Origin of the sequence: Aliiglaciecola lipolytica, assembly GCF_018860635.1 — a bacterium.
GTDB lineage: Bacteria > Pseudomonadota > Gammaproteobacteria > Enterobacterales > Alteromonadaceae > Aliiglaciecola > Aliiglaciecola lipolytica_A.
Map to the genome: position 1 here is coordinate 321 of NZ_JAHKPT010000026.1, position 25,047 is coordinate 25,367.

General features: G+C 42.3%; 25 protein-coding genes and 1 tRNA gene. 15 read left to right on the forward strand and 11 right to left on the reverse strand.

Annotation, left to right across the window (positions count from 1 at the left end; genetic code table 11):
* Positions 1-207 precede the first annotated feature (207 nt).
* The 5 genes from trmH to gmk all read right to left on the reverse strand — a co-directional run bounded on the left by trmH (position 208) and on the right by gmk (position 4,586).
* Complete coding sequence (trmH, locus tag KO530_RS14725; RefSeq protein ID WP_216049401.1) at positions 208-894, reverse strand: tRNA (guanosine(18)-2'-O)-methyltransferase TrmH; 687 nt, start codon at positions 892-894, stop codon at positions 208-210.
* 47 nt (positions 895-941) lie between these two features.
* Complete coding sequence (locus tag KO530_RS14730) at positions 942-1,328, reverse strand: RidA family protein (protein WP_216049215.1); 387 nt, start codon at positions 1,326-1,328, stop codon at positions 942-944.
* Between the two features lie 11 nt (positions 1,329-1,339).
* Positions 1,340-3,457: a bifunctional GTP diphosphokinase/guanosine-3',5'-bis pyrophosphate 3'-pyrophosphohydrolase gene (gene spoT / locus KO530_RS14735; RefSeq protein ID WP_216049216.1), complete on the reverse strand. Its 2,118-nt coding sequence runs from the start codon at positions 3,455-3,457 to the stop codon at positions 1,340-1,342.
* A gap of 108 nt (positions 3,458-3,565) precedes the next feature.
* The gene (gene rpoZ, locus KO530_RS14740; RefSeq protein ID WP_216049217.1) at positions 3,566-3,835 is read right to left on the reverse strand and encodes a DNA-directed RNA polymerase subunit omega; all 270 of its coding nucleotides are present in this window, start codon (positions 3,833-3,835) and stop codon (positions 3,566-3,568) included.
* A 106-nt stretch (positions 3,836-3,941) separates the two neighbouring features.
* Positions 3,942-4,586, reverse strand: coding sequence for a guanylate kinase (gene gmk / locus KO530_RS14745; protein WP_216049218.1), 645 nt, complete (start codon positions 4,584-4,586; stop codon positions 3,942-3,944).
* Between the two features lie 80 nt (positions 4,587-4,666).
* On the opposite strand from gmk, the gene cyaY reads away from it, so the two are divergent.
* From cyaY to KO530_RS14795, 10 genes are all read left to right on the forward strand, one after another.
* Entirely contained in the window at positions 4,667-4,981 is a 315-nt protein-coding gene (gene cyaY / locus KO530_RS14750) for an iron donor protein CyaY (RefSeq protein ID WP_216049219.1), read from the forward strand.
* Between the two features lie 23 nt (positions 4,982-5,004).
* A complete protein-coding gene (locus KO530_RS14755; protein ID WP_216049220.1) occupies positions 5,005-5,676 on the forward strand; it encodes an alpha/beta hydrolase in 672 nt (223 codons plus the stop codon).
* A 425-nt stretch (positions 5,677-6,101) separates the two neighbouring features.
* The gene (locus KO530_RS14760; protein ID WP_216049221.1) at positions 6,102-7,583 is read left to right on the forward strand and encodes an SLC13 family permease; all 1,482 of its coding nucleotides are present in this window, start codon (positions 6,102-6,104) and stop codon (positions 7,581-7,583) included.
* A 329-nt stretch (positions 7,584-7,912) separates the two neighbouring features.
* Positions 7,913-8,359, forward strand: a complete 447-nt coding sequence (locus KO530_RS14765; RefSeq protein ID WP_216049222.1) for a YHS domain-containing (seleno)protein — start codon at positions 7,913-7,915, stop codon at positions 8,357-8,359.
* Between the two features lie 117 nt (positions 8,360-8,476).
* Positions 8,477-9,403, forward strand: coding sequence for a hydroxymethylbilane synthase (hemC, locus tag KO530_RS14770; RefSeq protein WP_216049223.1), 927 nt, complete (start codon positions 8,477-8,479; stop codon positions 9,401-9,403).
* 5 nt (positions 9,404-9,408) lie between these two features.
* Positions 9,409-10,143, forward strand: coding sequence for a uroporphyrinogen-III synthase (locus KO530_RS14775; protein ID WP_216049224.1), 735 nt, complete (start codon positions 9,409-9,411; stop codon positions 10,141-10,143).
* Positions 10,144-11,337: a uroporphyrinogen-III C-methyltransferase gene (locus tag KO530_RS14780; RefSeq protein WP_216049225.1), complete on the forward strand. Its 1,194-nt coding sequence runs from the start codon at positions 10,144-10,146 to the stop codon at positions 11,335-11,337. It abuts the gene before it with no gap.
* Entirely contained in the window at positions 11,334-12,506 is a 1,173-nt protein-coding gene (locus tag KO530_RS14785) for a heme biosynthesis protein HemY (RefSeq protein ID WP_216049226.1), read from the forward strand. Before KO530_RS14780 ends, KO530_RS14785 begins: the two co-directional genes overlap by 4 nt.
* A gap of 228 nt (positions 12,507-12,734) precedes the next feature.
* Positions 12,735-13,319 carry a TetR/AcrR family transcriptional regulator gene (locus KO530_RS14790; protein WP_216049227.1) on the forward strand — a complete coding sequence of 195 codons (585 nt, stop codon included), beginning with the start codon at positions 12,735-12,737 and terminating at the stop codon, positions 13,317-13,319.
* Between the two features lie 260 nt (positions 13,320-13,579).
* Positions 13,580-13,656: transfer RNA gene (locus tag KO530_RS14795), tRNA-Arg, on the forward strand.
* Positions 13,657-14,256: 600 nt separating this feature from the next.
* Here the strand turns inward: KO530_RS14795 and KO530_RS14800 are convergent.
* The 4 genes from KO530_RS14800 to KO530_RS14815 form a co-directional block, all read right to left on the reverse strand.
* A complete protein-coding gene (locus KO530_RS14800) occupies positions 14,257-15,012 on the reverse strand; it encodes a nidogen-like domain-containing protein (RefSeq protein WP_216049228.1) in 756 nt (251 codons plus the stop codon).
* Positions 15,013-15,315: 303 nt separating this feature from the next.
* On the reverse strand, positions 15,316-16,251 hold the full coding sequence (gene catA, locus KO530_RS14805; RefSeq protein ID WP_216049229.1) for a catechol 1,2-dioxygenase: 936 nt from the start codon (positions 16,249-16,251) through the stop codon (positions 15,316-15,318).
* A 31-nt stretch (positions 16,252-16,282) separates the two neighbouring features.
* Positions 16,283-16,561, reverse strand: a complete 279-nt coding sequence (gene catC / locus KO530_RS14810) for a muconolactone Delta-isomerase (RefSeq protein ID WP_216049230.1) — start codon at positions 16,559-16,561, stop codon at positions 16,283-16,285.
* Between the two features lie 15 nt (positions 16,562-16,576).
* Complete coding sequence (locus KO530_RS14815) at positions 16,577-17,692, reverse strand: muconate/chloromuconate family cycloisomerase (protein WP_216049231.1); 1,116 nt, start codon at positions 17,690-17,692, stop codon at positions 16,577-16,579.
* A gap of 99 nt (positions 17,693-17,791) precedes the next feature.
* Between KO530_RS14815 and KO530_RS14820 the strand changes: the two genes are divergently transcribed.
* Entirely contained in the window at positions 17,792-18,694 is a 903-nt protein-coding gene (locus KO530_RS14820) for a LysR family transcriptional regulator (RefSeq protein WP_252729292.1), read from the forward strand.
* Positions 18,695-18,734: 40 nt separating this feature from the next.
* On the opposite strand, the gene KO530_RS14825 is transcribed toward KO530_RS14820, so the two are convergent.
* A complete protein-coding gene (locus tag KO530_RS14825) occupies positions 18,735-19,514 on the reverse strand; it encodes an IclR family transcriptional regulator domain-containing protein (RefSeq protein WP_216049232.1) in 780 nt (259 codons plus the stop codon).
* Between the two features lie 210 nt (positions 19,515-19,724).
* On the opposite strand from KO530_RS14825, the gene KO530_RS14830 reads away from it, so the two are divergent.
* From KO530_RS14830 to KO530_RS14845, 4 genes are read left to right on the forward strand one after another with little or no spacing between them, the layout of a single operon-like run.
* Positions 19,725-20,540: a CoA transferase subunit A gene (locus KO530_RS14830; protein ID WP_216049233.1), complete on the forward strand. Its 816-nt coding sequence runs from the start codon at positions 19,725-19,727 to the stop codon at positions 20,538-20,540.
* Between the two features lies 1 nt (position 20,541).
* Complete coding sequence (locus KO530_RS14835; protein WP_216049234.1) at positions 20,542-21,360, forward strand: CoA-transferase subunit beta; 819 nt, start codon at positions 20,542-20,544, stop codon at positions 21,358-21,360.
* The gene (gene pcaF / locus KO530_RS14840) at positions 21,357-22,562 is read left to right on the forward strand and encodes a 3-oxoadipyl-CoA thiolase (RefSeq protein WP_216049403.1); all 1,206 of its coding nucleotides are present in this window, start codon (positions 21,357-21,359) and stop codon (positions 22,560-22,562) included. Before KO530_RS14835 ends, pcaF begins: the two co-directional genes overlap by 4 nt.
* Positions 22,563-22,569: 7 nt before the next feature.
* Complete coding sequence (locus tag KO530_RS14845; RefSeq protein ID WP_216049235.1) at positions 22,570-23,346, forward strand: alpha/beta fold hydrolase; 777 nt, start codon at positions 22,570-22,572, stop codon at positions 23,344-23,346.
* 28 nt (positions 23,347-23,374) lie between these two features.
* Here the strand turns inward: KO530_RS14845 and KO530_RS14850 are convergent, their stop codons facing one another.
* A complete protein-coding gene (locus tag KO530_RS14850; RefSeq protein ID WP_216049236.1) occupies positions 23,375-24,928 on the reverse strand; it encodes an amidase in 1,554 nt (517 codons plus the stop codon).
* Positions 24,929-25,047: the final 119 nt, after the last annotated feature.

Sequence of the window (25,047 nt, forward strand, 5' to 3'; positions counted from 1 at the left end):
CCGCAGCATGGTCTTCAGGCTATGGAATATCATAGGATAGCGCGGGGTTAAAGCAACCGCCTACAACAGAAATCCCGTAGCATGGCCTTTAGGCCATGAAATATCATAGGATAGCGCGGGGCTAAAACAACCGCCTACAACAGAAACCCGTAGCATGGCCTTCAGGCCATGAAATATCATAGGATAGCGCGGGGCTAAAGCACCCGCCTACAGCTTTCGGAATTGCAATGCTTGCCACCAATCATCGTCGGCGACAATACTTCCTTGTTCATCAATATGTGGGTATGGCAGGTCTTTTTCGTCGCATAATTTACGAAAGTCAGGATAACCCCGTTCGAATAACATTTTTTGGCAGTCTGATTCATCAAGGTGCTGCGTATCATACATACCGGCAATTTGTCGTTGCCGCTGCGCCTCATATAAAACCAGTGCAGCTGCTACACTGACGTTGAGGGATTGCACCATTCCGACCATAGGAATGACAATCTCTTGATCGGCTAAATCGATAGCTTGTTGCGTAGCACCGTGCTTTTCTTGGCCTAAAATTATCGCTGTTGGCTTGGTATAATCGACATCGCGAAAATCTACGGCCTGATCAGACAAATGGGTAACCAACACCTGCATTTTTTGTTCTTGCAAATGAGAAACTGCATCACCAATGCTATTGTGGTTTTCCATGTACACCCAATTTTGGCTGCCCATTGCGGTGCCACCACGTAATTCTTTTGTTTCATCATCCCAAACGGCATGCACTTTATGAATGCCTACCGCATCACAACTTCTAATCACTGCGGAAACATTATGGGGCTTATGAACTTGCTCCAAACATACGGTTAAGCTAGTTTGTCGCTTGCTTAAGACATCACGAATTTTTTGATAACGTTCTGGTGACACTGACACTAAAAAACCTCTAACTGAAAGCCAAACTTTCTAAAGCAATATCACTCAGGCAATTCCATAATGCCGTCGATTTCAATTTGTGAACCTTTTGGTAGTTCTTTTACACCTATAGCGGCACGAGCAGGATATGGCTTTTTAAAATACTGGCTCATCACCTCATTTACGGTGGCAAAATTAGATAAATCGGTTAGAAATATATTCACTTTAACCAAATCATTAGTAGTACCACCAGCGGCTTCACACACTGCAGTTACATTTTCAAATACCTGAATAGCTTGTGTTTTAAAATCGTCAGAAACCATTTCCATGGTCTCTGGAACCAAAGGAATTTGGCCAGATAAATACACAGTTGTGCCAGACTTTACAGCTTGACTATAAGTCCCAATAGCTTGAGGGGCCCGGTCAGTATGAATTACGGACTTTGACATAATTATTTACCTTAGTTGTGTCGAATTTGACTATGACGTGAGACTTTTTGCACTTCCGGCATGGAGCGAATTTTGCGCATGACCTTAGCCAGATGTACACGATTTTTTGTGGTTAACTCAATATCAATGTAATAAACATTGCTTTCTTTTTCTTCTGTTTGTAAACCAATAATATTTGAATCACACGAAGCAACGGCATTGGTTAGCGTAGCCAATGTGCCTTGATGATTAATTAGTTCTATTCTTACCGACGCTTTGAATTCACCTTGAGCTTCGCTATCCCAATGCATTGGTAAAACACGTTGAGGCTCTTCTTTACTTAGCTTACGAATGTTACTGCAACCTACCTGATGGATAACCATGCCCCGACCAGGACTAAGAATCGCGATAATTTCATCATCGGGAATCGGGTAACAACATTTGGGGTAGGTCACTAACAAGCCTTCAGTGCCTTTAATCGCCACATTACGGCCTTTATCTGGCAGCTCTTCAGACTCGCCCAACAGTCGTCGAGCGACAATGGCACTGAGTTCATTACCTAAACCAATATCTGAAAGCAATTCGTCAAAAGAATCATGTTTGGTTTCAGCCACAACACGATCTCTATCTTCTTGCGGAATATCGTCTAATCTTCTCGCCCCTAAAGCATGTCTAAGTAAACGATTACCCATACTGATGGCTTCTTTGGACTGCTGGCGCTTAAGGTAGTGGCGTATATTAGAACGGGCTCTGGCACTGACCACGAAATTGAGCCAGTTGGCGTTAGGTTTTGCTCTTGGAGAGGTAATTATTTCCACCGATTGACCATTTTGCAGTGGCTTATTAAGTGAGTAGTTACGTCGTTCTACTCGCACACCCACACAAGAGTTACCTACATCAGTATGCACTGCGTAAGCAAAGTCGACGGGCGTGGCACCCATGGGTAATTCTATAATTCGGCCGTCTGGTGTAAACACGTATATTTCATCAGGAAACAAATCGGTTTTAACGTTTTCTATAAATTCAAATGATGAACTTGCACTTTGTTGCAGTTCTAATAAGGATTGCATCCACTTGCGTGCTCGAACTTGCGCCGTAGTGCCTTGCTGCGTTTCACCATCATCTTTGTAAATCCAATGTGCGGCGACGCCTTTGTCAGCCATCTGATCCATTTCAGCAGTTCGAATCTGAATTTCAACAGGAATACCATGAGGTCCAATCAAAGAAGTGTGTAATGACTGATAACCATTGGTGCGTGGAATGGCCACGTAATCTTTAAAACGACCTTCAATAGGCTTATACAAACCATGCATAGCCCCTAACCCGCGATAGCAATTATCGACAGAGGAGACTATCACCCGAAACGCATATATATCCATGACTTCGTTGAACAACAATTCTTTGTTCTTCATTTTCCGATAAATCGAATACAAATGTTTTTCGCGGCCAATGACTTGCGCATCAAGGCCATGGGCTTTTAAACGAGTTTCCACTTCATTGCGGGTATTTTCAATGATTTCTTTGCGGTTACCGCGAGCTTGTTTAACGGCCGCCGAAAGAGCTCGATGACGCATCGGGTACATGGCTTGAAAACCTAAGTCTTCTAGCTCATTTTTAATATCGTGGATACCGAGTCGGTGAGCAATAGGCGCATAAATTTCGAGGGTTTCTCTGGCAATTCTGCGACGCTTATCTGGTCTTAGCGAACCTAAAGTGCGCATATTGTGGGTTCGGTCTGCGAGTTTAATCAGAATGACCCGGATATCTTGCACCATCGCCATCATCATTTTACGGAAATTTTCGGCTTGGGCTTCTTGTTTGGTACTAAACTGGATTTTATCCAGCTTAGACACCCCTTCCACTAAATCGCCAACAGTTTCACCAAATGCTTCAACCAGATCTTCTTTGGAATAATGGGTGTCTTCTATCACATCGTGTAATAACGCAGACTTGATGGTTTCTTCATCAAGGTTCATGTCGGCAAGTATGCCTGCAACGGCAACTGGATGGGTAATGTAAGGATCACCGCTGGAACGCATTTGTCCATCATGTGCATCTTGGGCTAAAACGAAGGCAGCCTCAATCCCCTTGACCGCGTCTAGAGGTAGGTAATCACTTAATTTGTTTTTAAGGCCTTCGAATAAATACACTTAACACATGCTTTTAGTTGACTTAGGAGTTAAGAATACGGAGATTTTGTAAGCTTGTCAGCCTATAAGTTTGTCCTGAACTCATATGAGTTCAGGATTGGCTTATTTTTACTCAGACAGGATGTTAGCAACTGACGAGAATTCAGCTTGATCGTGCTCTTGTTGGTCACGAATTGCTTCAGCTGCAATTGTTGAAGCATCAACAAAACCTTCTTCAATTTCACGAAGAGCGATTACTGTGGGCTTATCATTTCCCATAGGAACATGAGCGTCTTTGCCTTCAATAGCAATCTGACGTGCGCGCTTAGCAGCAACTAATACTAAATCGAAACGATTGCCAATTTTGTCTACGGCATCTTCTACTGTTACACGAGCCATATATTTCTCCGAGGTGGTCGATATGTCTAAAGGTGTTCAAAAAAAGGTCGAGTAGTTTACGTTTTTATTGGTCTAAAGGAAAGATCTTTCACGATCATTAGACTGTTTATTTTCCGAGTAAATCAGCAAATAAGCCAGCATGCCGAATTACTTGCTTCTCTTTTCGTAGTCTGCGAGCACTTACTATCGCATCTAACTCATTTAAAGCTGATTCGAAATGATCGTTGACGACAATAAAATCAAATTCATGATAATGGGAAATTTCTGACTCCGCTTCTTGCATTCGCTGCTCGATCACCTCTTGAGAGTCTTGATTGCGTTGTGTAAGACGACGGAAAAGTTCTTCTCGAGACGGTGGCGCGACAAAAACCGTCGCAGTGTCAGGAATTTGCGCTTTGACCTGACGCGCTCCTTGCCAGTCAATATCTAAGAAAATATCGGTACCTTCTTTGAGGGTTTTTTCTATTACCACTCGCGACGTACCGTAATAATTTCCAAATACTTCAGCCCATTCGAAAAAAACCTGCTGTTTGATCAAATCCTCGAACTCCTCTCTTGAGACGAAGTGATAGTGTTGACCATCGACTTCTCCGGGTCTAGGAGCGCGGGTTGTATGCGAAACTGAAACCTGCAGTTTATTGCTATGCATATTCGACTCACTATGCCTTTCTATTAGCGCATTAATGAGACTAGATTTACCTGCTCCTGAAGGAGCGGCCAAAATAAATAAGTTACCGGGTGCTTTTGCCATAAAATTTAATAAAATAACTGTCGCGAATTTTTAGCAATGTTAACATATTCTGACTTATTACCTAACTAGCGAATCACAAAATGAATGACAGCCAGTATCACCAACTTGTAGATGACATGTTTATCCAACTGGAAGAAGCGTTAGATGCCTGCGAAGTGGATATCGACTACGAATCAGCAGAAGGAATTTTAACCCTAGAGTTTCAAAATAAAACCAAGATTATTTTGAACAAACAAGCACCTTTGCACCAACTTTGGGTGGCGACCAAATTCAATGGTCATCATTTCAATTATCAAGATGAAGTATGGATAGATGAGCGCACCGGTGTTGAATTTTGGTCATTTATTGATGAAGCTGCCAGTAAACAAGCAGAGCAAAGCGTAAAATTGTCATAATTTAAATCAAAGGAAGTAGCTAAATGACTGAGCAGATATTGCCCTACGTAGAAGTAAATCCCAAAAAGCCATACGATGCCGTTGTAATTTGGATGCATGGTCTAGGGGATTCTGGTAATGGATTCGCGCCAATCGTGCCCGAATTAAAGTTACCGGAAAGTATGGCGGTACGGTTTGTGTTCCCTCACGCGCCTGTAAGACCAGTAACCATCAATAATGGTATGCCGATGCGTGCTTGGTACGATATTAAAACCATGGATTTTAATAATCGCGCAGATGTGGACGGAGTGTTGGACTCAGCAGCTAAAGTCAGTGATTTAATTGAAGCCGAAAAAGCCAAAGGAATATCAGCTGATCGCATTGTGTTGGCCGGTTTTTCACAAGGCGGAGTTATCGCGCTTCACCTAGGCACTCGATACCCAGAAAAGCTAGCTGGCATTATGGCGCTTTCAACTTATATGTCTGAACCAGATAAGTTTGCCAGTGAAGTTCATCAAGCCAATAAAAACACACCTATTCTATGTGCCCATGGCCAGCAAGATGAAGTAGTACCAATGTTTTTAGGACATGCTGCGTTTAAAGTGCTCGAAGATATTGGTTACCCTGTGAAATGGAAAGAATATCCAATGCAACATAATGTTTGCCCCCAAGAAATTAAGGATGTTTCAGAGTGGTTGCAGGAGCGTTTAGGTTAACTAGCAAATACTTAACCTAAGCAACTCAGACTTGCCAACGTTACGCTAACGCGGTATATCTTATTAAAAGAGCGGTAATTTAAGCAAAGTAATAGCAATTTCAACCGTCATCATAAATCGCCATGTGGATGAATTTGATTTCGTTCACCTTGGGTGGTGACATGCTTTATAAAATACCAGCCTTAACCTCATTTATCTAAATACATAAAAATACCAATATGCAGACACTCGGCTGTGTCTTGGTATTCGTAATTTACTGCCCCACAAGTCTTATCAATGACTAGATTGGTTGGGTTCAATTGCAATGCAATACGCAGAATAATTACAAACGTGGCTTTTACACAGATTTTAGAACAATACTTTAAATTTGTCCTATAGCTGGAATTGTTTTCCAGTTTCGACCTTTTCGATGTTAAGGCAGTATTATGAGTGATAGTTTACCGGAAATAACTGATCCGCAACGTGGTCGATATCAAAATATTGGGTTATTTGCTGGGCCTGCCCTATTCGTTTTAATGATGCTTCTAGGAGCAAATCAAACAACAATGGATCCTACCGCTTGGCGCGTCGCGGCTGTAGGTATGTGGATGGCACTATGGTGGGCAACAGAATCCGCGCCCGTCCCTGTCACCGCATTTTTACCCATAGTTACCTTTCCCTTTCTAGAAATAACAACTCTAGCAGACGCCACATCCCATTATGCTAACCCAATTATTTATTTGTTTATGGGAGCCTTTATCCTAGCATTGGCGGTTGAACGCTGGAATTTACATAAACGAATAGCCCTAGTCATTTTGTCTTATACCGGCACCGATGGTCGAAATCTGGTTGGTAGTTTTATGGTAGTCGCGGCATTGCTTTCAATGTGGATGACAAATACTTCCACTACTATGATGTTAATGCCCATCGCCTTATCGGTTACGCATATAATTTCTGAGCAAAATGCGCACCTCAACAAACGGCAAATTAAGTCTTTTCAAGTAGCAATGTTACTGGGTTTATCCTACGCCGCTACAATCGGTGGATTAGCCACACTAGTTGGTACTCCGCCTAATGCATTGTTAGCTGCATTTTTAAATGAAAACTATGATATCAAACTCACTTTCGCTAGCTGGATGGCACTTGGCATACCTGTAATGTTGCTAATGTTGCCGCTGGCTTGGTGGTCTCTAACACGCTGGACTTTTAAGATCGATATTCCAGCAAATCCAGTAGTCCATGAGCACTTAACCGAGTTACGCCAAGCATTAGGGCCAATGAGTCGTGCCGAAAAGCGAGTAGCAATAGTATTTGCTCTAGTTGTCACATTTTGGATTGTTAGACGCCCTATCTCGTTACTTCTTGGTATCGACTTTTTAACTGATACAGGAATAGTAATGACCGCGGCGTTACTATTGTTCTTACTTCCAAGTGGTAACAAAGCTCAACCGCAAATAATGACTTGGGACGATGTAAGTCGGCTACCCTGGGGAGTGTTGATTTTATTTGGTGGCGGATTAAGTTTAGCCGCAGCAGTTTCTTCATCTGGGCTGGCAGCATGGTTGGGAAGTAGCTTAATGCCTTTAGGCACATTTGGTGTATTTGTGTTGGTGATCGCAGCTACCGCATTGGTTATTTTCCTAACAGAACTAACCAGTAATGTTGCAACAGCGGCAACCTTCTTACCAGTAGTAGCGGCCGTTGCATTAGAGCTTGGTGTATCTCCGTTAGTGTTGTGTATTCCTATTACCTTAGCTGCAAGCTGTGCCTTTATGTTACCTGTTGCAACACCTCCAAATGCGATAGTTTTCGCCTCAGGTTTGCTCAATATTCCACAGATGATAAAAGCGGGTTTTGTACTAAATATTGTGGGTTTAATTCTTATTAGTGCTGTTTCATTGTGGCTAGCGCCATTAATATTTTTATAAATAACAGCATGAACTTTTATAAGAGCCGCGTCTCAAGGCCATGATTATTTAGATAATGAGATTAAACAGCACAAGCGACGGTTTTAAATAAGGCGTCTATGGCACATTTTATAAACTCTTATTGAGTATTCTAAATTAGCTATCCGTAAAAAAGTAAGTGTTCACACTGCCTTTACCCTATATTAAATAGGTTTTAGTGAACATCCCATGTAAAATACGTAAGCGTTGCGATTCCCGTAATTCTACCGTGATAAAATTGTGATGAAATTTTAAGTCTGAATAGCCGGTTTTGTAAGTAACTATAATTTACTTACCAAATCGGATTCCTCATGAACGCTTTAAAAGTACTAATATTTGCCTTAACCAGTTTGTTTTTCACTGCGGCTCACGCTTCAGATCCCATTGAGACAGGCTTTTTTAATAATCACGCTATTTATGGTTACGATACAGTGGCCTACTTCACCGAAAACAAACCTGTAAAAGGTAACAAACAGATTAGTTATGATTGGCGTGGCGCGCAGTGGCATTTTTCATCGGAAGAACATAAAGCCATGTTTGTCGCAAATCCCGAGAAATATGCCCCCCAGTACGGTGGATATTGCGCTTACGCAATGGCTGATGGCAACTTAGTTGGTATAGATGAAGAGGCATTTACAATTGTAAATAACAAACTCTATCTAAATTATAGTATCGGCGTGATGGAAAAGTGGCTCGAAAACCGTGATGAATATATTCGAAAAGCTGACGAGCAATACCCATTAGTGGTTAACTTTTAAACTTTTTTCATTGCTATTGATGCAGATCAGCTTGGTTGTTAGGTTTTTTACAACTCTGCTGTACCAATCCGGTCAGCAAAACCTTAAAATGGTGTTAAAAGGTTAATCGGATTGTTTATGACTCGCTCAGTAATTAAAATTGCTACCCGTAAAAGTGCCCTTGCTCTTTGGCAGGCAGAATTTGTCAAAGCAGAATTAGAAAAGGCGCACCCTCACATTGCAATTGAACTAGTCCCTATGACTACAAAGGGCGATGTGATTTTAGATACACCACTTGCAAAGGTAGGTGGTAAAGGATTGTTCATCAAGGAATTGGAAGTGGCTATGCAAAAAGGCGAAGCCGATATTGCAGTGCATTCCATGAAAGATGTTCCTGTCGAATTCCCCGATGGTTTTGGTTTACACGCTATTTGCCAACGGGAAAATCCATTAGATGCGTTTGTATCCAACAAATACGAAGATATTGTTTCCCTACCCAAAGGCGCGATTGTTGGCACTTCAAGCTTACGTCGGCAAGTCCAGCTCAAAGCGTATCGCCCAGATGTGCAGATAAAAGATCTGCGCGGCAACGTGAATACCCGCTTAGCGAAGCTAGATGAAGGCCAATACGATGCAATTATTTTAGCATCAGCGGGGTTAATTCGTTTAAATATGGCTGACCGCATACGACAAGAAATTAGTAGCAGGGTCTCTTTACCAGCTGTTGGTCAAGGTGCTGTAGGGATTGAATGTCGTACTGAAGACGCAGAATTAGTGGCATTATTACAACCCTTGAATCACCCTGATACTGCGACCCGTGTGGTGGCAGAACGGGCGCTTAACGCTAAACTGCAAGGTGGCTGTCAGGTCCCCATCGGCAGTTTCTGCGAAATCATAGATAATCAACTACACTTGCGTGGTTTGGTAGGCTCTATTTCTGGAAAACAGATTATTATGGCTGAGCAGTACGGCGATATTGCAGAACCCGAACAACTTGGTAATGCAGTAGCTGAGAAATTGTTAGAGCTAGGCGCACAAGAATATTTAGCAGAAGCATACGTGTAACATAAATGTCTATTTTATTGCTGCGGCCAAAAGAAAAATTTGAAAAAAGTACCCGTTACTTGCAACAACAAGGTATTAGAACCGTTGGTGTAGGACTGATAGAAATAGACATCAATCAGGATAATCTACAGCAATTTGCGCAAACTATTTTAGCCATGGATGCACAGCAAATTAGCCGTAGTAAGTGCATATTTGTCAGCACGCACGCTGCCGAAATCGTTATTGAAGGTGTCAAAGGTTGGCCCTCTGAACTCGCTGTTTTTGCGGTAGGTCCAAGCACTGGTGAGCGTTTAACACAGTTAACCGAGCAAGTAATTGTGCCTGACATGGCCTGTTCAGAAGGCTTATTGTCGCTCCCACAATTGCAAAATTTATCGAGCCACAAAGTATTTCTGCTAAAAGGTGTTGGCGGCCGCAAAATGTTACCCTCAGAACTGCAACAACGAGGGGCTGAGGTGGAACATATCAACCTCTATAATCGTTTGCCATGTGTAAATTATTCGCAAACAGAAGCTTGGCAGCAGCAAGACATTCAATGTATTGTGGCTACAAGTGGCGAAATTATCCAAGCAGCATGGGACAAATTTGACCAAAATTGGTTAAAATCTACACCTTGGATTATGGTTAGTCAGCGTCTTGCCGATTATGCAACTAAACTAGGTATACAACAGGTATATCTCAGTGCTGGTGCAAGTGACGAGCAATTAAAAGACGCAATCAATCAATTTTTGGAGCGCTAAATGACGGAAAAAGACAAAATCACCGCCCTCGAAGAGGAAATGAAAGCCTTGGAAATCGAGAATGCGTCCTACGTCGAAGTAAAGGAACAGCCGAAGCCCAAAGCTAAAGTTGAAACAAAAAGCGAAAAACCGCCATTTACGCCCAAATCTAAGAACACTCCAGGCAAAGATGCGCCAGCTAAAGGTAAATCGAAAACTGGATTTTTATGGTTTGTCACATTAATTAATTTGCTTTGCCTCTTAGCTATTGCAGCTGCCGGTTATTGGTTTTGGCAACAATGGAATAGTACGGTAAATAATGAAAATGCAACTTTGACGGCGCAAAGTGAAACTATTTCAGAGCAAGGTCGAACAATTGACCAATTAGCTCGTCAGTTAGGTACTCAACAAACAGAGTTTGAAGAGTCCATCGCCAAGCAAAACGAATTAACTAACCAAGCATTGACCCAAGCGCAAGCCAATAGTAAAAATCTTGCAGACGTATCAGGTCGTCGTCCGGCCGATTGGTTATTAGCAGAAGCAGATTATTTGGTCCGCATGGCCGGTCGAAAACTTTGGTTGGAAAATGATGTCCGCACTGCCGTGGCTATGCTGCAAGCAGCAGATAGCCGATTACAAGATTTAGCGGATCCGTCTTTACTACCAGTAAGACAATTTATTGCCAGCGATATTCAAAACCTTCAACAGATCAATCAGGTTTCATTAACCTCTATCGCTTTGTCTTTATCAGGCATGGTGCAACAAGTTAATAACCTCCCCTTGTCGTTACCAGAAGTAGAAGTGAAGGGTTTTGAGCCAGAAGAACTCACGGGAATGGCAAGAGTTTGGGCCTATATTGAGAGCAACTTTAAATATCAAGCCAATGAAGGACCAGTTGAACCCTTATTATCACAACAACAACAGTGGCTAGCCAAAGAGCAGTTACGTTTTGCATTAATGCAAGCGCAAACGGCAATAATGAAAGAGCAAGACACTCTGTTTAAACAAAGTTTACAACGGGCGATAGGATTAATTGTTCAGCATTATGATCTTGAAACCACTGAAGTGGCAGGCATGTTAGACGCGTTACGTAATCTCGAAGAAACGGACGTCGCGCGTAAATATCCTCAGCAACTTGATGCCGCAAAACCATTGCAAGATATCCTAGAAAACCGAATGAGCAACGCATTCTCAAACGGGAAGTTTGAACTATGAAAAAAATCATTCTGCTGTTAATTATCATCGGCCTCATTATCGTAGGTTTGTACGCAGGCCCAGGTCTAATTAATTACCAAGGGTATTTTCTAATCGCCCTTGAAAGTGGTACTTATCAGGTTTCCATTTTCGGCTTTGTGGTTTTAGTTGTTAGCTTGTTTTTTGTGACTTGGTTATCCATCATTCTGATTAAAAAGCTCATCGATATCTTAGCAGGCTCACAAGACTGGTTGTTCGGATTTAGCAGCAGACGTAAACAAAAAGCTTTCACCAACGGCTTAATTTCACTTGCAGAAGGAAACTTTTTAGAAGCCAAAAAATCCCTAAACAAAATACGTAACGAAGATTTTGACGGCATTAACTTATTAGCTTTGGCCGAAGTGGAAGCGCAGCTTAATAACAAAGTTGATGCTCGAGAGTTATGGTATGAAGCAGCAGAAAAAGACAAAACTGCTTTAGCCGCAAATCTATGCCTTATCCGTGATTTGGTCTTAGAAAATCAGGGTGAGCAAGCACTTACACACATCAATGAAGCCTCAGAAAAGATCCAACGAGATCCAAATATCATTAAATTGTGGGCCAGAGCACTAGAGCAAACTGGGAAATTTACGGTGTTAAAAGAGCACGTTAAAAAGTGGAAAAAACCACTTGGAGAGGAATACGATTACTGGTTATTAAAAGCATCAAAAGGTGAATATGCAGAAATTGCCAGCAAAGAAGGTGCGTTAAAATTGAAGGAAAAATGGCAATCTTTACCTAGAGGCGTTCGCAAAGAATCCGGTCAGGTTGCAGCTTATTCTCAACAATTGATCGATCAAGAGATGTATGAAGAAGCACAAACAATTTTAGTGAATAGCCAGAAAAGTGGTCCAATACCGGTACTGTATAATCTCTATCGACAGCTCAAAAATACCCAAACAAATGGTGCAATTAAACAGCTAGAAGGGTGGCTTAAAAAGGACGATTCCAATGTTGATATACTCTCAACTCTAGGACAACTTGCGTATAATTCTGGCGATTATATGCTTGCCGAAAAGGCACTTTCAAAAGCAATTAAAATTGCACACGAACGTCGAGACGTGCTTCTTTTAGCGCAAATTAAGGAAGCTCAAAAAGATAACATTCATGCGTTAGAACTCTATAAACAAACTGTTTTTAACCCAGAATAACGCTGGTAGCTTTTCCTTCATAATGTTTATATATCGATCACTACAATAATTAACAATCCTCTTTGATTCAATTATTGTAGTGATTAATACATTATTTACTTTCCTGCAATTCATTTACTTCATGCAAGCCTAATTAAATTTAATTAAAATACACTTATGAGCCTTGTAAAATCGGTTTTTGTAGCGTTTAATACAATTATTAAAACTATCAATGGTCAGGATTTTGTAGTGAATGATACAAATAGCTCCACAGTACGAGGAAGACCAAGAAAACTAGACCGAAAAGAAGGCCTAAAAAAAGCGTTAGCATTATTCCAAGATCACGGTTTTGAGAATGTTTCAGTGGCTGAATTAGGTGCCACGCTGAATGCCACCGCCACATCAATTTATGCCACCTATGGAAATAAAGAAGATCTTTTTTTAGCAGCGCTAGGGTTTTATAAAGACCAATTTTGGGAACGACTAGAGAAGATGCTAGCCGACTCTCAAAATCCCAGCGAGATGTTTAGAAATAGCCTAGAGATGAGCCTCGAATTTTTCCTAAATGAGAATCGCAGAAGCGGTTGTTTAATTTTGCAAGGACACCTTTTTTGCCGCAACAAATCCATACTGAATGAGATATCTAAACTGCAAAAGGAATTGCAAACAAGCTTACAAAATCGTTTGCAAAAATTAGGGTCAGAAAATCCAGAGGAGTTGGCCGATGTTTTAATAACACTTATGGGCGGCATTGCCCTGTCGGTAAAATCTGAATCTGACGAAGACAAACTTTATACCACCCTAGAATTTTTCTGTACTGCTTTTGAGTGTTAAGAATCTCTAAATTGAAATACCCATTTCAGAAATGACAACGAGGCACACTGGCTAATTTCGTCTTGTTTTACCAACCTATTTAAGCAAGACGAAACAAATCCCCCTTCCACCTTTGTAAGTAAGTGTTCACTACAAAAAATTCAGACCAAAAAAACACCATATCGCACAAATCCAATGAAAAACATTCAGCATCCATCGGATAATTAAAAATAACAGTGGAAAATTCCTAGGTTTTCATTAAGATCATGCCTGCTTCCAGCGCACCCGTAGCTCAGCTGGATAGAGCGCTGCCCTCCGGAGGCAGAGGTCGTGAGTTCGAATCTCGCTGGGTGCGCCATTTCACACTGTTGTAGCGGTCAATTCAATCCCAATAAGCACCCGGCAGATTTGAACTCATTGTTCGACTAATTTGTCGGGAATAAAGTGCTAACTCTTCGAAACACAATACCGAACGTAGTGAGAACTGATTTTTGAGATAACGTTAGCCCAAGGTGAGTTTGGCTGACTGACAATCTAGGAACATCCATTTCACTATTTAACCAATAATGCCAAAGCAAATTGCTTTTATGACCAGTTTTAGTCCAGTGGTTGCTTTCCGAATCATCCTCATCAAACAATACGGCCTTATTTAGAAAATATTGATAACGGCAATTTTCCGAATAGTTAAATCAATCAATAGAACCTTCATGGTCAATTAGTTCTTTTGTTTCGTCAAAAATATCTGTCACAAGCTCCAATTTCTTGATGCATTGACTTACAGCTTTTTGAGGGTGTGATTAGGAAATTAAAGCGGTGTAATGGTCTAATTATTCAAAACACTTTGTTGGAGGGATAATATCAAAACCAACGAGCTAAAGATGAAGAAGTACCCAGCAAAATTACACACTTGTAGATGGAAAATAGGGCTTTGACATGTTGCCATCGCCCCTTTAAAAAGTTACTTTTTGTTGCTTCTCAATCTCGCTAAACCAAGCAGGCCAAGACTCAATACTATAAGTGTTGATGGTTCAGAAACTGCGACACGTTGATCCCAAGACCATTCACTTCTTGTGTAGTCGTTGCCATCCCATGTATAACCGATTGAAAACTCACTGCGAGGAAAATCCCAAGTATCCATTGTTTGATAGTCAAAATTACTACCTGAACCATCAGAGATACCCACAACACCTTCGTCTGGATGTTCATCTGGATCTACACCATCCAACGATAAAAAATTGAGTTGAATATCACCACTTTCGGTAATAATAGCTTGAAATGTGTTTAACAAGTCCTCGTCTTCATAATCTGGAATCTCAAACCAAGTGAAAATGTAGGCATTCTGACCATCAAAAACACTTGTGTTTTGAAAAATGCGAGCATCGTCATTTTCGCTTGGATCTAAATCACTCCAAAATGCCGCAATTGACACTCCATAATCATCCTCAAATTCATCACCAACATCATAGTCATCTGTGGTTTCAGTGAAATTTATAGAGCCGTTGGTATTAACGGAAACGCTGTTGTATGAGGCACCGTAGACACTCATTGTAGGACTCAAAGCTACCTCTTGATATAGATCATCTTCATCAGTTAAGTCAGTTAATTCTGTACCAAAGTCGTTATACCAATTTGGGATAAGACTGGCCTGTGCGTTTAAACTGAGTCCTAGAACTAGAGTGCTGAATAATGCTGTAAACGTTTTATTTGGTCGCATAATTTTTCCTTAAATGTGCTGTGGTTAAAGGCTTAAGCAACACATAGGCCAAATATTAACATCTTGTTTTTGCTTCAATTTTGATAAGCAGTAAATTTAATTGGTAAAAAATACTGACAACACAAGAGGTTAAAAATCACAAAATTGGGGAACCCTGAGAAGCCAATAGGAAAACGGACGAATCATGACTGGCAAAATATCACGTACAAAAAAAGAGCCTAATTTAGGCTCAACGTCGTTTACTTCCCGAGATTTTAATAATCTTCTTTTTGTAAACTGTAGGGAGGTTAGCAAAGAACAAGCTTACGCTTGTTCTAAAGATACTCTGGCACGGGGATGTGCTTGTTGGATGGTTTCTTCGTCGGTTTTGACTAAGGTTACGTCAAACTCAACATCCAAATATTCCCCTTTAAAACCATGCTCACTGATTAACTTGGCGTCGTTAACTGGGTTGGCATCTACAACCAGCTCCTCACGGGTGGCAAAGGCAAAGTCATCAAATGTGTATTCGTCACCGGCTAAATTAATTTGCGAGGTTAGGTGTTTAAAGTTGGGTTTTGAAACGAAGTAATGTATGTGGGCAGGTCGGTTGCCATGACGCCCCAAGTTTTCCAGGACTTTCATGGTTGAACCCCCTGGAGGACAGCCATAGCCGCTAGGCACTATTGAGCGAACTACGTATTGGCCGTTTTCGTCGGTACGAATTCTGCGACGTAAATTAAATTCACTTTGGCTTGGATCAAAATATGAATAAGCGCCCTTCGTATCTGCATGCCAGATATCGACGATTGCATCGGCGATTGGGTTTCCTTCTTCATCGGTAACACGACCATGTAGCAACATTTCTTGGCCTGGTGTTTTACCATCATCCATTTTTTCGCCTTGTTGGATAATAGGTGCACCTTCTACGTAAAGTGGCCCTTCGATTGTGCGAGGAGTACCACCAGCGATGCCTGCTAACTCATCTTTTGCATCTTCGCGAATATCTAAATAGTGGTCGAATCCAAGACCTGGCGCTAACAATACCGCTTCTTTGTTTGTACCTAACTCATTTAAGTAATTAGCGCCTTGCCAAAACTCTTCTGGAGTAATGTCCAAGTCTTCTATCATTTGATAAATGTCTGATAAAAACCTATGCATTATGGTTTTAAAACGCGGGTTTCCGCCTTCTTTATCTAGTCCAGCCGCTTTTTTTAGTAGGGTTTGTACTGCTTCTGTTTGCATTGTTTTAACGCTCATAAAAATCTCCAAGTACGCTAATTGATTATGATTAATGAATGGAAGAAGGGTGATCACACAAAGGAGTCACGGTCATTTCCATATAGGGATATAAAGGAAGCCCCATCAAAATCTCATGGAGATGCGCATTATCTTTTACTTCAAAAATACTCACATTGGCATATTGCCCTACAACGCGCCAAAGGTGCTTCCAAATACCTTGCTGCTGAAGCTGCTCGGCATATTTCTTTTCTGTTGCTTTTATTTCGTCAAATTGCTCTTTAGGCATATCTTTTGGTGGAATTACGGTCATATTTACTTGAAATAACATATTTTTATCCTCGCGTTACTTACGCATGTAGTGAGTAAATTTATCTTCATCAATCTCAAGTCCCAATCCTGGAAGCGTAGGAATTTCAACACCGAAATCACGATACTGAAGTGGTTTTTTGATAAAATCGTCTTTTAAAAGCAAAGGGCCAAACATTTCTGTGCCAAATTGCATATTAGGGATGGTCGACCATGCGTGTAAGGCGGCGGCTGTGCCTATTGAGCCTTCCAACAGGGTTCCACCGTAAACATCGATTCCAGCAGCGGTACACAAAGTAGCAACATCGAGTGCGCCTTTAAGCCCGCCTGCTTTTGCAATTTTGAGTGCCACTGAGCCAGCAAAGCCCTGCTTGGCAAGAATGTAGGCGTCTTGTTTGTCTGCAATAGATTCATCGGCCAGAATGGGAATATTAAATTTTTCGGATAATCGCACTAAAGTGGCAAAATCTTTAGCCGGTGTCGGTTGCTCAACTAAATCAATGCCTGCATCTTGTAGCGCTGCCATACCTTTTACCGCGGTCACTTCGTTCCACGCCTGATTCACGTCCACGCGAATACTGATGTTACTGCCAAGAGCTTTTTTCACGGCTATGACGTGCTCAATATCTGCTTCGAGTGCTCTAGCACCAATTTTCATCTTAAAGTGGCAATGTCTTTTTTGCGCAATCATTGCTTTGGCTTCTTCGATATCTTTTTCAGTATTTCCAGAGGCCAATACCCAAAGACAGTCCACTTTATCGTGACAAGCACCACCTAATAAATCAGAAACAGGAACACCTAACTGCTTGCCTTTCAAATCCAACAAAGCGGTCTCTACTGCTGATTTAGCAATGTAATTTCCGCGGATAGATTGATTCAGCATTTGCATCAGCACATTGATATTGCTTGCTGGCTGATTGATAATGAGTGGCGAAAAATATTTGTCGATATTCGTTTGAATACTTTCGGGGCTTTCAGGTCCATAAGCTAAACCACCAATAGTAGTACCTTCACCTATACCTTCTAAACCGTTATTATCACGGATGCGTACAATCACCATTGATTGTACTGACATCGAGGTCATCGACAGTTTGTGTGGTCTAATTGTCGGAATATCGACAATAAAAGTATTGATACTTGCAATCTTGCTCATGTTAATCGTCTGTTACCATGTAGTTAAAGTTTATTTAATTTAAATGCTATTTTGAGTGCTTACCAATATTGAATTGGTTGCGAGTAATACCTTGGAGGTATGATGGAACTAAGGCATCTACGCTATTTCTGTGCGGTAGCTGAGGAGTTAAACTTAACCAACGCGGCTAAAAAACTCTTCATCGCTCAGCCACCTTTAACTAGACAAATCAAGCAGTTAGAGGAAGAGATCGGTGTCACTCTGTTTAACCGCCATCCACGTGGATTAACTTTGACGCCGGCCGGCCAATACTTTTGGCAACATGCTAAACAAATCCTATCTAAGGTATCGGTAACCATAGAAGATACACGTCGAGTGGCCGAAAGTGGCAAAATTGTTTTTGGTATTGGATTTGTACCATCGGTTTTTTATGGTCAATTTCCGACCATGGTTAGAAGGTTAAGGCAGAACAACACAGCTGAAATTATATTGTACGAATTAAAAACCCGTGACCAATTAGACGCACTCAAAACCGGCAAAATTGATATCGGTTTAGGACGCATCTATATAAACGATCCAGAAATTGAACAGACAACCTTGTTACAAGAGCCGATGTTAGTGGCACTGCATAAAGAACACCCATTGGCATCAAAAACCATCACCATGGCTGAATTAGCAAAGTTACCTATGATCCTATATCCAGCTGGTCAAAGCCCGACATTTGCCGACATTTGTATTGATTTATTCTCTCGTAACGGATTAAACGTACGTATTGCACAACAGGTAAATGATATTCAAACGGCGTTGGCATTGGTGGCCTCAGAGATGGGCTTTGCGCTTGTGCCTGAACAAGTTAAACGCATGACGAGAGATGATGTAGTGCTGGTGCAACTAGAAGATAAATCCATAACTAGCCCTGTCATTTGCAGCCGACGAAAAGAGCCCTATAGCGAAATAATGCAAGCTGCAACACAAATACTGGATGAGTTAGTTGAGAATCAAAAAAACGGTCGGTATTCGTAAGCAGTATTAGATTTAGGCCATAATAAACAATTCAAACCAGCTATTTAGCATGCGCAGAAATCTGTTTAGCGGCATCTTTTAACACCAGTGAATATTCGTTAATAAGCTTTTCGATACTGACTCGCAGAGAATTGGTGCTTATATTGGCCGCCCCAAGTAGTTTTCCATGATAATCAAACACGGGAATGGCGAGGGATCGTAGACCTAATTCCAATTCTTGGTCAACCACACAAAACCCGTTCTGTTTGACCTCTTTCAGCATGTTCAAAAAGTCTTTTTTATCCACAATACTGGTTTCTGTATGCTGATAAAGTTCGGCCGTCTGCAGCCACGCTTTCTGTTGGGTTTCAGACAATTGAGCAAGCAACACTCTGCCCATCGACGTATAAGCTGCCGGTAATCTAGTACCTGGGGTTAAATTAATCGCCATTAATCGGTGGGCAGCCGACGACCTTACCAAATATATGATTTCTTGGTTGTCGAGTATCGACAAAGAACAAGACTCGCCCAGCTCAGTTGTGACTGATTGCAAGTAATGTTGCACGACATCGAGATGGTCATTGGTGGCATTAAATGCGTAACCAAGGCGCAATACTTTGGGTGTCAGCATAAACTGACGCCCATCTTTGGCGATGTATCCTAACGCATGTAGAGTTAATAGAAGCCTACGAGCTTTCGCCCTGTCCATACCTGTGATTTGAGCGACTTCAGACAAGGTCATTTTTTTATGCTGCACATCAAAGGCGCTTAACACTTCAAGTCCTGAGGCTAATGCGCCCACATAATCTCGGTTATCTACAGATATTTTTTCTTCATTCATTAGCGATGCTTCATTCGCGTTATACGCGCTTTAATTTATTTTTTAGAGCTTATTACATTCTATCTAATCCAAACCATTAAAACCCGTTTTATCATTATGACAACTTGTTTTTAATACCCAGATCCACAGGTAGAACTTGACGGTATAGTGAGCATACATTATATTGTTCGCATATTGAATTTTAATTCGTATTACGAACAAGAGGCAAAAGTGGCTATTTTCAATTCACTCCAACAAGCAATATCCGAATCGGTTAAAGATGGTGATACCCTTGCGTTAGAAGGCTTTACTCACCTTATTCCCTTTTCCGCAGGACATGAGATTATTCGCCAGAAAAAACGTGATTTAACCCTTATAAGAATGACGCCTGATTTGATCTATGACCAATTGGTGGGAGCGGGATGCGCCAAAAAACTGATTTTTTCGTGGGGTGGTAATCCAGGAGTAGGTTCTTTACACCGTGTTCGTGATGCATTTCAAAATAATTATCCCAATGCTTTAGAATCTGTTGAGCATAGCCACGCAGCGATGGCCAACGCCTATGAAGCCGGTGCCGCTGGATTGCCAATGGCGGTGTTTCGGGGTTACATAGGCAGTGAACTCACCGATGTGAATGACGCTATTTCCTCAGTTACCTGCCCTTTCACCGGCGAAAAACTAGCTTGTGTTCCCGCCATAAAACCTGACGTCGGTATTATTCATGCTCAAAAAGCAGATCGCCAAGGTAATGTACTAATAGAAGGTATTGTTGGTGTGCAAAAAGAAGTCGTATTGAGTTCAAAAATAAGCATTGTCACCGTTGAAGAAATAGTTGATGACCTTAATGCTGGACCAAACTCCTGTGTGTTGCCAGGCTGGACCGTTGACCAAATTGCAGTTGCTCCTAAAGGCGCTCACCCTTCCTATGCCCATGGTTACTATCAACGGGATAATCAATATTATCTAGACTGGGATGCGATCAGCAGAGACAGAGAGCGTTTCAATCAATGGTTAGAAGACGAAATTCTGCAAACGGGAGCAAACTAAGATGACAGCCAATTATACCCCAGCTGAAATGATGACAGTGACCGCAGCTCGCGCGCTGTCGAATAATATGACCTGTTTTGTGGGTATCGGTTTACCCAGCGAAGCGGCGAACGTAGCCCGCATGACCCACGCACCCGACATCACCCTAATTTATGAATCAGGTACAATTCAAACCAAACCTGAAATTTTACCTCTATCTATTGGTGATGGTGAATTATGCGAGTCAGCACTTACTACGGTTTCTGTACCCGAAATGTTTAGATACTGGTTACAAGGTGGGCACATTGATGTTGGTTTTCTAGGGACAGCGCAAATAGATAAATACGCAAACCTAAACACCACCGTTATTGCAGCAAAGGATGATTCGTCTGTAAAAGAAGGCAAAGCAAGTTACGCTAACCCTAAGGTTCGTTTACCCGGTGGCGGCGGCGCACCCGAGATTTCCACCAACGCCAAAGAAGTGTTTATCACAGTGAAACACTCTACGCGTACTTTTGTGGAGCAAGTTGATTTTGTGACCACCGTGGGCTTTGGCCGCGATGGTAAAGTTCGCGATCAACATCCGCAAATAGGTCGAGGCCCGACTGTTGTTATTACCGATTTATGTATTCTTAAACCTGATCCTGACAGCAAAGAATTGGTGGTTGTCAGCTTGCATCCTGGTGTCACCAAAGAACAAGTAATAGCGGCCACAGGTTGGCCTATCAAGTTTTCAGAATCCGTCACCACCACACCCACTCCCAATGCACAAGAGTTGGATGTTTTGCGTACATTAAAAGAAAAAACAGCGCGCGCTCATAGTGCTCAAGGAGCAGTATAATGTCGGCTTTTATCTGTTCTCCTAAACGCTCTGCCATCGGCCGTTACGGCGGTGCGCTGGCAAACGTCAGACCTGACGATATGCTAGCTCAAGTGATTAAAGCGGTTATCGCTGATACCCCTAAATTAGATACAACACGCATCGATGATGCTATTTTTGGTTGTGCAAACCAAGCCGGTGAAGACAACCGTAACGTTGCTCGTATGTCTACCCTACTGGCTGGTTTGCCCGTTGACGTGCCTGCTGCAACCATTAACCGCCTATGTGGTTCGGGTATGGATGCCATTGGCACCGCGTTCAGAGCAATTGCATGTTCTGAAGCAGACGTCTATCTTGCTGGCGGTGTTGAGTCCATGTCTCGTGCCCCATTTGTTATGGGAAAGGCGGGGAATGCATTCGATCGCGCCCAGAAGCTTGAAGATACCACCATGGGTTGGCGCTTTGTGAATCCTCAGCTTAACCGCTTATATGGCACTGAAACTATGCCACAGACAGCCGAAAATGTGGCTGAACGCTATAAAATTTCACGGGAAGATCAAGACATATTCGCCTATGAGTCACAACAAAAAGCTAACCGGGCACAGCTTGAAGGCCGTTTTGCCAAAGAAATCACGCCGATTATCTACCAACCTAGACGTGGTGACGCCGTTGAGATACTTAATGATGAACATTTACGCCCACAAACTACATTAGCCGATTTAGCAAAATTAAAAACGCCGTTTCGGGAAAATGGTAGCGTCACCGCGGGCAACGCTTCTGGTATAAATGACGGAGCTGCAGCAATGCTTGTTGCCAGTGAACATGCGGTTAACAGCTATGGCTTACAACCTATTGCTCGCGTAATCGGTATGGCAACCGCGGGTGTTGATCCGGCATTTATGGGAATGGGGCCGGTCAATGCGGTCAAGAAATTACTGGCTAAAACCAAAGTCAAACTTCAAGATATTGCGGTCATTGAATTAAATGAAGCCTTTGCGGCCCAAGGGTTAGCATGCATTCGCGAGCTCGGTTTACAAGATAACGATGAGCGTATTAACCCCAATGGAGGTGCTATTGCCCTAGGACATCCATTGGGCATGTCGGGAGCGCGCTTAGTGCAAACAGCAGCTATGCAACTACAACAAACTCAGCAACGATATGCTCTGTGCACAATGTGTATTGGTGTAGGCCAAGGCATTGCAATGTTAATTGAGAGAGCTTAGGTAAATTATGAATAATATCGAACCAATGACACACTTTGAAGTAGCAGGTGATCCCGCAAACCCAGCAATGGTTTTAGGCCACCCTCTGGGCATGAATTTATATGCGTGGGATGACGTTGCCCAAGCAATGGCGAAAGATTTTTATGTTCTCAGATGGGATTTACCCGGCCATGGAAAGAGTCAGCCTGTGGCTGAAAGTGCCGCTCACCTAGGCGAGCTCGACCTAGTTAATCAACTCCTTAAAGTCTGTGACGATCTCAATATTGATACCTTCCATTATGTAGGAACATCCATTGGCGGAACCATCGGTCAACAACTTGCGATACATCATCCAAGTCGTTTGCTCAGCCTCACGCTTACCAACACAGGCGCCAAAATTGGTAGCGCTGAAGGTTGGGCAGAGCGCAAAGATAATGTTGCAAACATTGGCTTAGAAAAGATGAGTGAAGACATAGTCGCGCGCTGGTTTAGTCCAAAGTCCACTGAACGTGATCCAAGCCTAAAAGTAAAATGGCAACAAAGTTTAGCTGCCACTGATGATCGCTCATATGGCCTATTGTGCGAATGGTTAGGCGAACGCGACCAAACTACTTTACTCCATTCTATTGATATACCGCTTACCTTCATCGCTGGTAAAGACGACGTTGCCACCCCCCCTGAATTGGTTCGAGAATTGGCTAAATTAATGGGCGAAAACGACATTATCGAACTTGAAAATGTCGGCCATGTACCATCAGTTGAAGCCTCGGAACAAACCAAAACCGTTTTGGGTAAACTGATTTAACTTACCTGCAGTTCCATACGAAGGCAGCCTAGCTTAAGCTAGGCCGTATAGATAAATAGTCAGTTTTAGCTTCGTATGCAGCAGCGAAATCAAGCAGTTTGGCGTCTTCTCCCATGGGCGCCATCACTTGTATTCCCATGGCTCGACCTTTGGCGTCAAACCCAACCGGGAGGTTTATCACTGGGCAGCCAGTTAGTGTTCCGCCCACTACAACCTCCATCCAATGGTGATAACTTTCCATTGATTTCTGGTTGATCTTCTTCGGCCAGTGCAAATCAGCATCAAAAGCGAACACTTGGGCCGATGGCAAGGCTAAAAAGTCATATTTGGAAAATAGTGTAGATAGTGAATTGTACCAATCTGTGCGAGCTATACCTGCTTTATAAACTTCCAAGCCAGTTATGTCTAAACCACCTTCAATCTCCCAGACGGCTTCGGGCTTCATTAAAGCTCGAAATTTAGGATTGTCATAGAGTCCTTTAGCACCGCCAGCAATAGTCCAATGACGCAATGTTAACCAAGTTTGCCATAGACGATTAAAATCATAATTAGGAATACAATCCTCAACCACCAGGCCTTCACCATTAAGGCCGGATAATGCCGATGTGCACATATCAAGAATACCAGGCTCCATCTCTAAATGCCCATTGTAATCGCCCATCCATCCAACCTTAAATTCAGACAAATTGGCAGGACGACTGGATGCTAATGAATCACGCAAACTAAGGGGAACGCGGGCATCATAACCAGCCATTGTTTCGAGTAATAACCTAGTATCTTCAACATTTCGACCCATTGACCCTTCATAGCCGAGCTGTTGGTAGAATCCATTCTTATCTTTATAGGGAACACGCCCCTGACTTGGCCTGAAGCCGATAACATTATTGTATGCAGCAGGATTTCTTAAAGACCCCATCATATCGCTGCCATCTGCAACGGGAAGTAACTGCAAAGCCAAAGCACTTGCTGCTCCGCCGCTGCTGCCACCCGCACACAGTGCTGGGTTATACGCATTACGCGTTACGCCAAATACACTGTTGTAGGATTGAGAGCCGAGGCCAAATTCAGGCACATTGGTTTTGCCAATGAAAATAGCGCCTTGTTTGCGTAACCTTTCAACAAAAATGGTGTCCGCTTTTGCCAGATTGCTTTTGAGGATCGGCGAGCCACTGGTAGTGACTATTCCACTTACATCAGAGAGATCTTTAACTGCATGCGGCATGCCATGCATCCAACCATGATATTCACCCTTTGCTAGTGCGGCGTCTGCAGTTTTAGCCTGAGCAAGAAGCTCATCGCTATTTCGTAGACTCACTATGGCGTTGTAAATCGGATTATACTTCTCGATTCTAGCCAAATAAGCCTGCATAACTTCAACGCAACTAACTTGTCGACTTTTAATAGCTTTCGAAAGGACACTGGCCGAGAGTTCGGTTATCGATGTGCTATGCTTTAACTTTGTCTTAGCGAATGCCCCCGCACCTAAACTTGTGGTAATAAGCGCTGCACCTAATTTACCTGACGTTGCCATAAACGCGCGGCGTGAGGAATTTATAGTCTTATTCGTTGTTAGTTCACTCATACTTTCCCACTTAAGTTTCCGGTTATACATCGCACTTTCAAACTCGTTGAAAGCACTGAATACTATGACTCAAATTATTAATCCTATTCCGACGCAATAATGACGGTAGATTCCGACTT

Excerpts from the sequence above, each read along its gene's own strand:
- KO530_RS14730 (WP_216049215.1), bottom strand. The coding sequence starts at position 1,328 with ATGTCAAAGTCCGTAATTCATACTGACCGGGCCCCTCAAGCTATTGGG.
- rpoZ (WP_216049217.1), bottom strand. The coding sequence starts at position 3,835 with ATGGCTCGTGTAACAGTAGAAGATGCCGTAGACAAAATTGGCAATCGT.
- gmk (WP_216049218.1), bottom strand. The coding sequence starts at position 4,586 with ATGGCAAAAGCACCCGGTAACTTATTTATTTTGGCCGCTCCTTCAGGA.
- cyaY (WP_216049219.1), top strand. The coding sequence starts at position 4,667 with ATGAATGACAGCCAGTATCACCAACTTGTAGATGACATGTTTATCCAA.
- KO530_RS14755 (WP_216049220.1), top strand. The coding sequence starts at position 5,005 with ATGACTGAGCAGATATTGCCCTACGTAGAAGTAAATCCCAAAAAGCCA.
- KO530_RS14760 (WP_216049221.1), top strand. The coding sequence starts at position 6,102 with ATGAGTGATAGTTTACCGGAAATAACTGATCCGCAACGTGGTCGATAT.
- KO530_RS14765 (WP_216049222.1), top strand. The coding sequence starts at position 7,913 with ATGAACGCTTTAAAAGTACTAATATTTGCCTTAACCAGTTTGTTTTTC.
- hemC (WP_216049223.1), top strand. The coding sequence starts at position 8,477 with ATGACTCGCTCAGTAATTAAAATTGCTACCCGTAAAAGTGCCCTTGCT.
- KO530_RS14775 (WP_216049224.1), top strand. The coding sequence starts at position 9,409 with ATGTCTATTTTATTGCTGCGGCCAAAAGAAAAATTTGAAAAAAGTACC.
- KO530_RS14780 (WP_216049225.1), top strand. The coding sequence starts at position 10,144 with ATGACGGAAAAAGACAAAATCACCGCCCTCGAAGAGGAAATGAAAGCC.
- KO530_RS14785 (WP_216049226.1), top strand. The coding sequence starts at position 11,334 with ATGAAAAAAATCATTCTGCTGTTAATTATCATCGGCCTCATTATCGTA.
- KO530_RS14800 (WP_216049228.1), bottom strand. The coding sequence starts at position 15,012 with ATGCGACCAAATAAAACGTTTACAGCATTATTCAGCACTCTAGTTCTA.
- catA (WP_216049229.1), bottom strand. The coding sequence starts at position 16,251 with ATGAGCGTTAAAACAATGCAAACAGAAGCAGTACAAACCCTACTAAAA.
- catC (WP_216049230.1), bottom strand. The coding sequence starts at position 16,561 with ATGTTATTTCAAGTAAATATGACCGTAATTCCACCAAAAGATATGCCT.
- KO530_RS14815 (WP_216049231.1), bottom strand. The coding sequence starts at position 17,692 with ATGAGCAAGATTGCAAGTATCAATACTTTTATTGTCGATATTCCGACA.
- KO530_RS14820 (WP_252729292.1), top strand. The coding sequence starts at position 17,792 with ATGATGGAACTAAGGCATCTACGCTATTTCTGTGCGGTAGCTGAGGAG.
- KO530_RS14825 (WP_216049232.1), bottom strand. The coding sequence starts at position 19,514 with ATGAATGAAGAAAAAATATCTGTAGATAACCGAGATTATGTGGGCGCA.
- KO530_RS14835 (WP_216049234.1), top strand. The coding sequence starts at position 20,542 with ATGACAGCCAATTATACCCCAGCTGAAATGATGACAGTGACCGCAGCT.
- KO530_RS14845 (WP_216049235.1), top strand. The coding sequence starts at position 22,570 with ATGAATAATATCGAACCAATGACACACTTTGAAGTAGCAGGTGATCCC.
- KO530_RS14850 (WP_216049236.1), bottom strand. The coding sequence starts at position 24,928 with ATGAGTGAACTAACAACGAATAAGACTATAAATTCCTCACGCCGCGCG.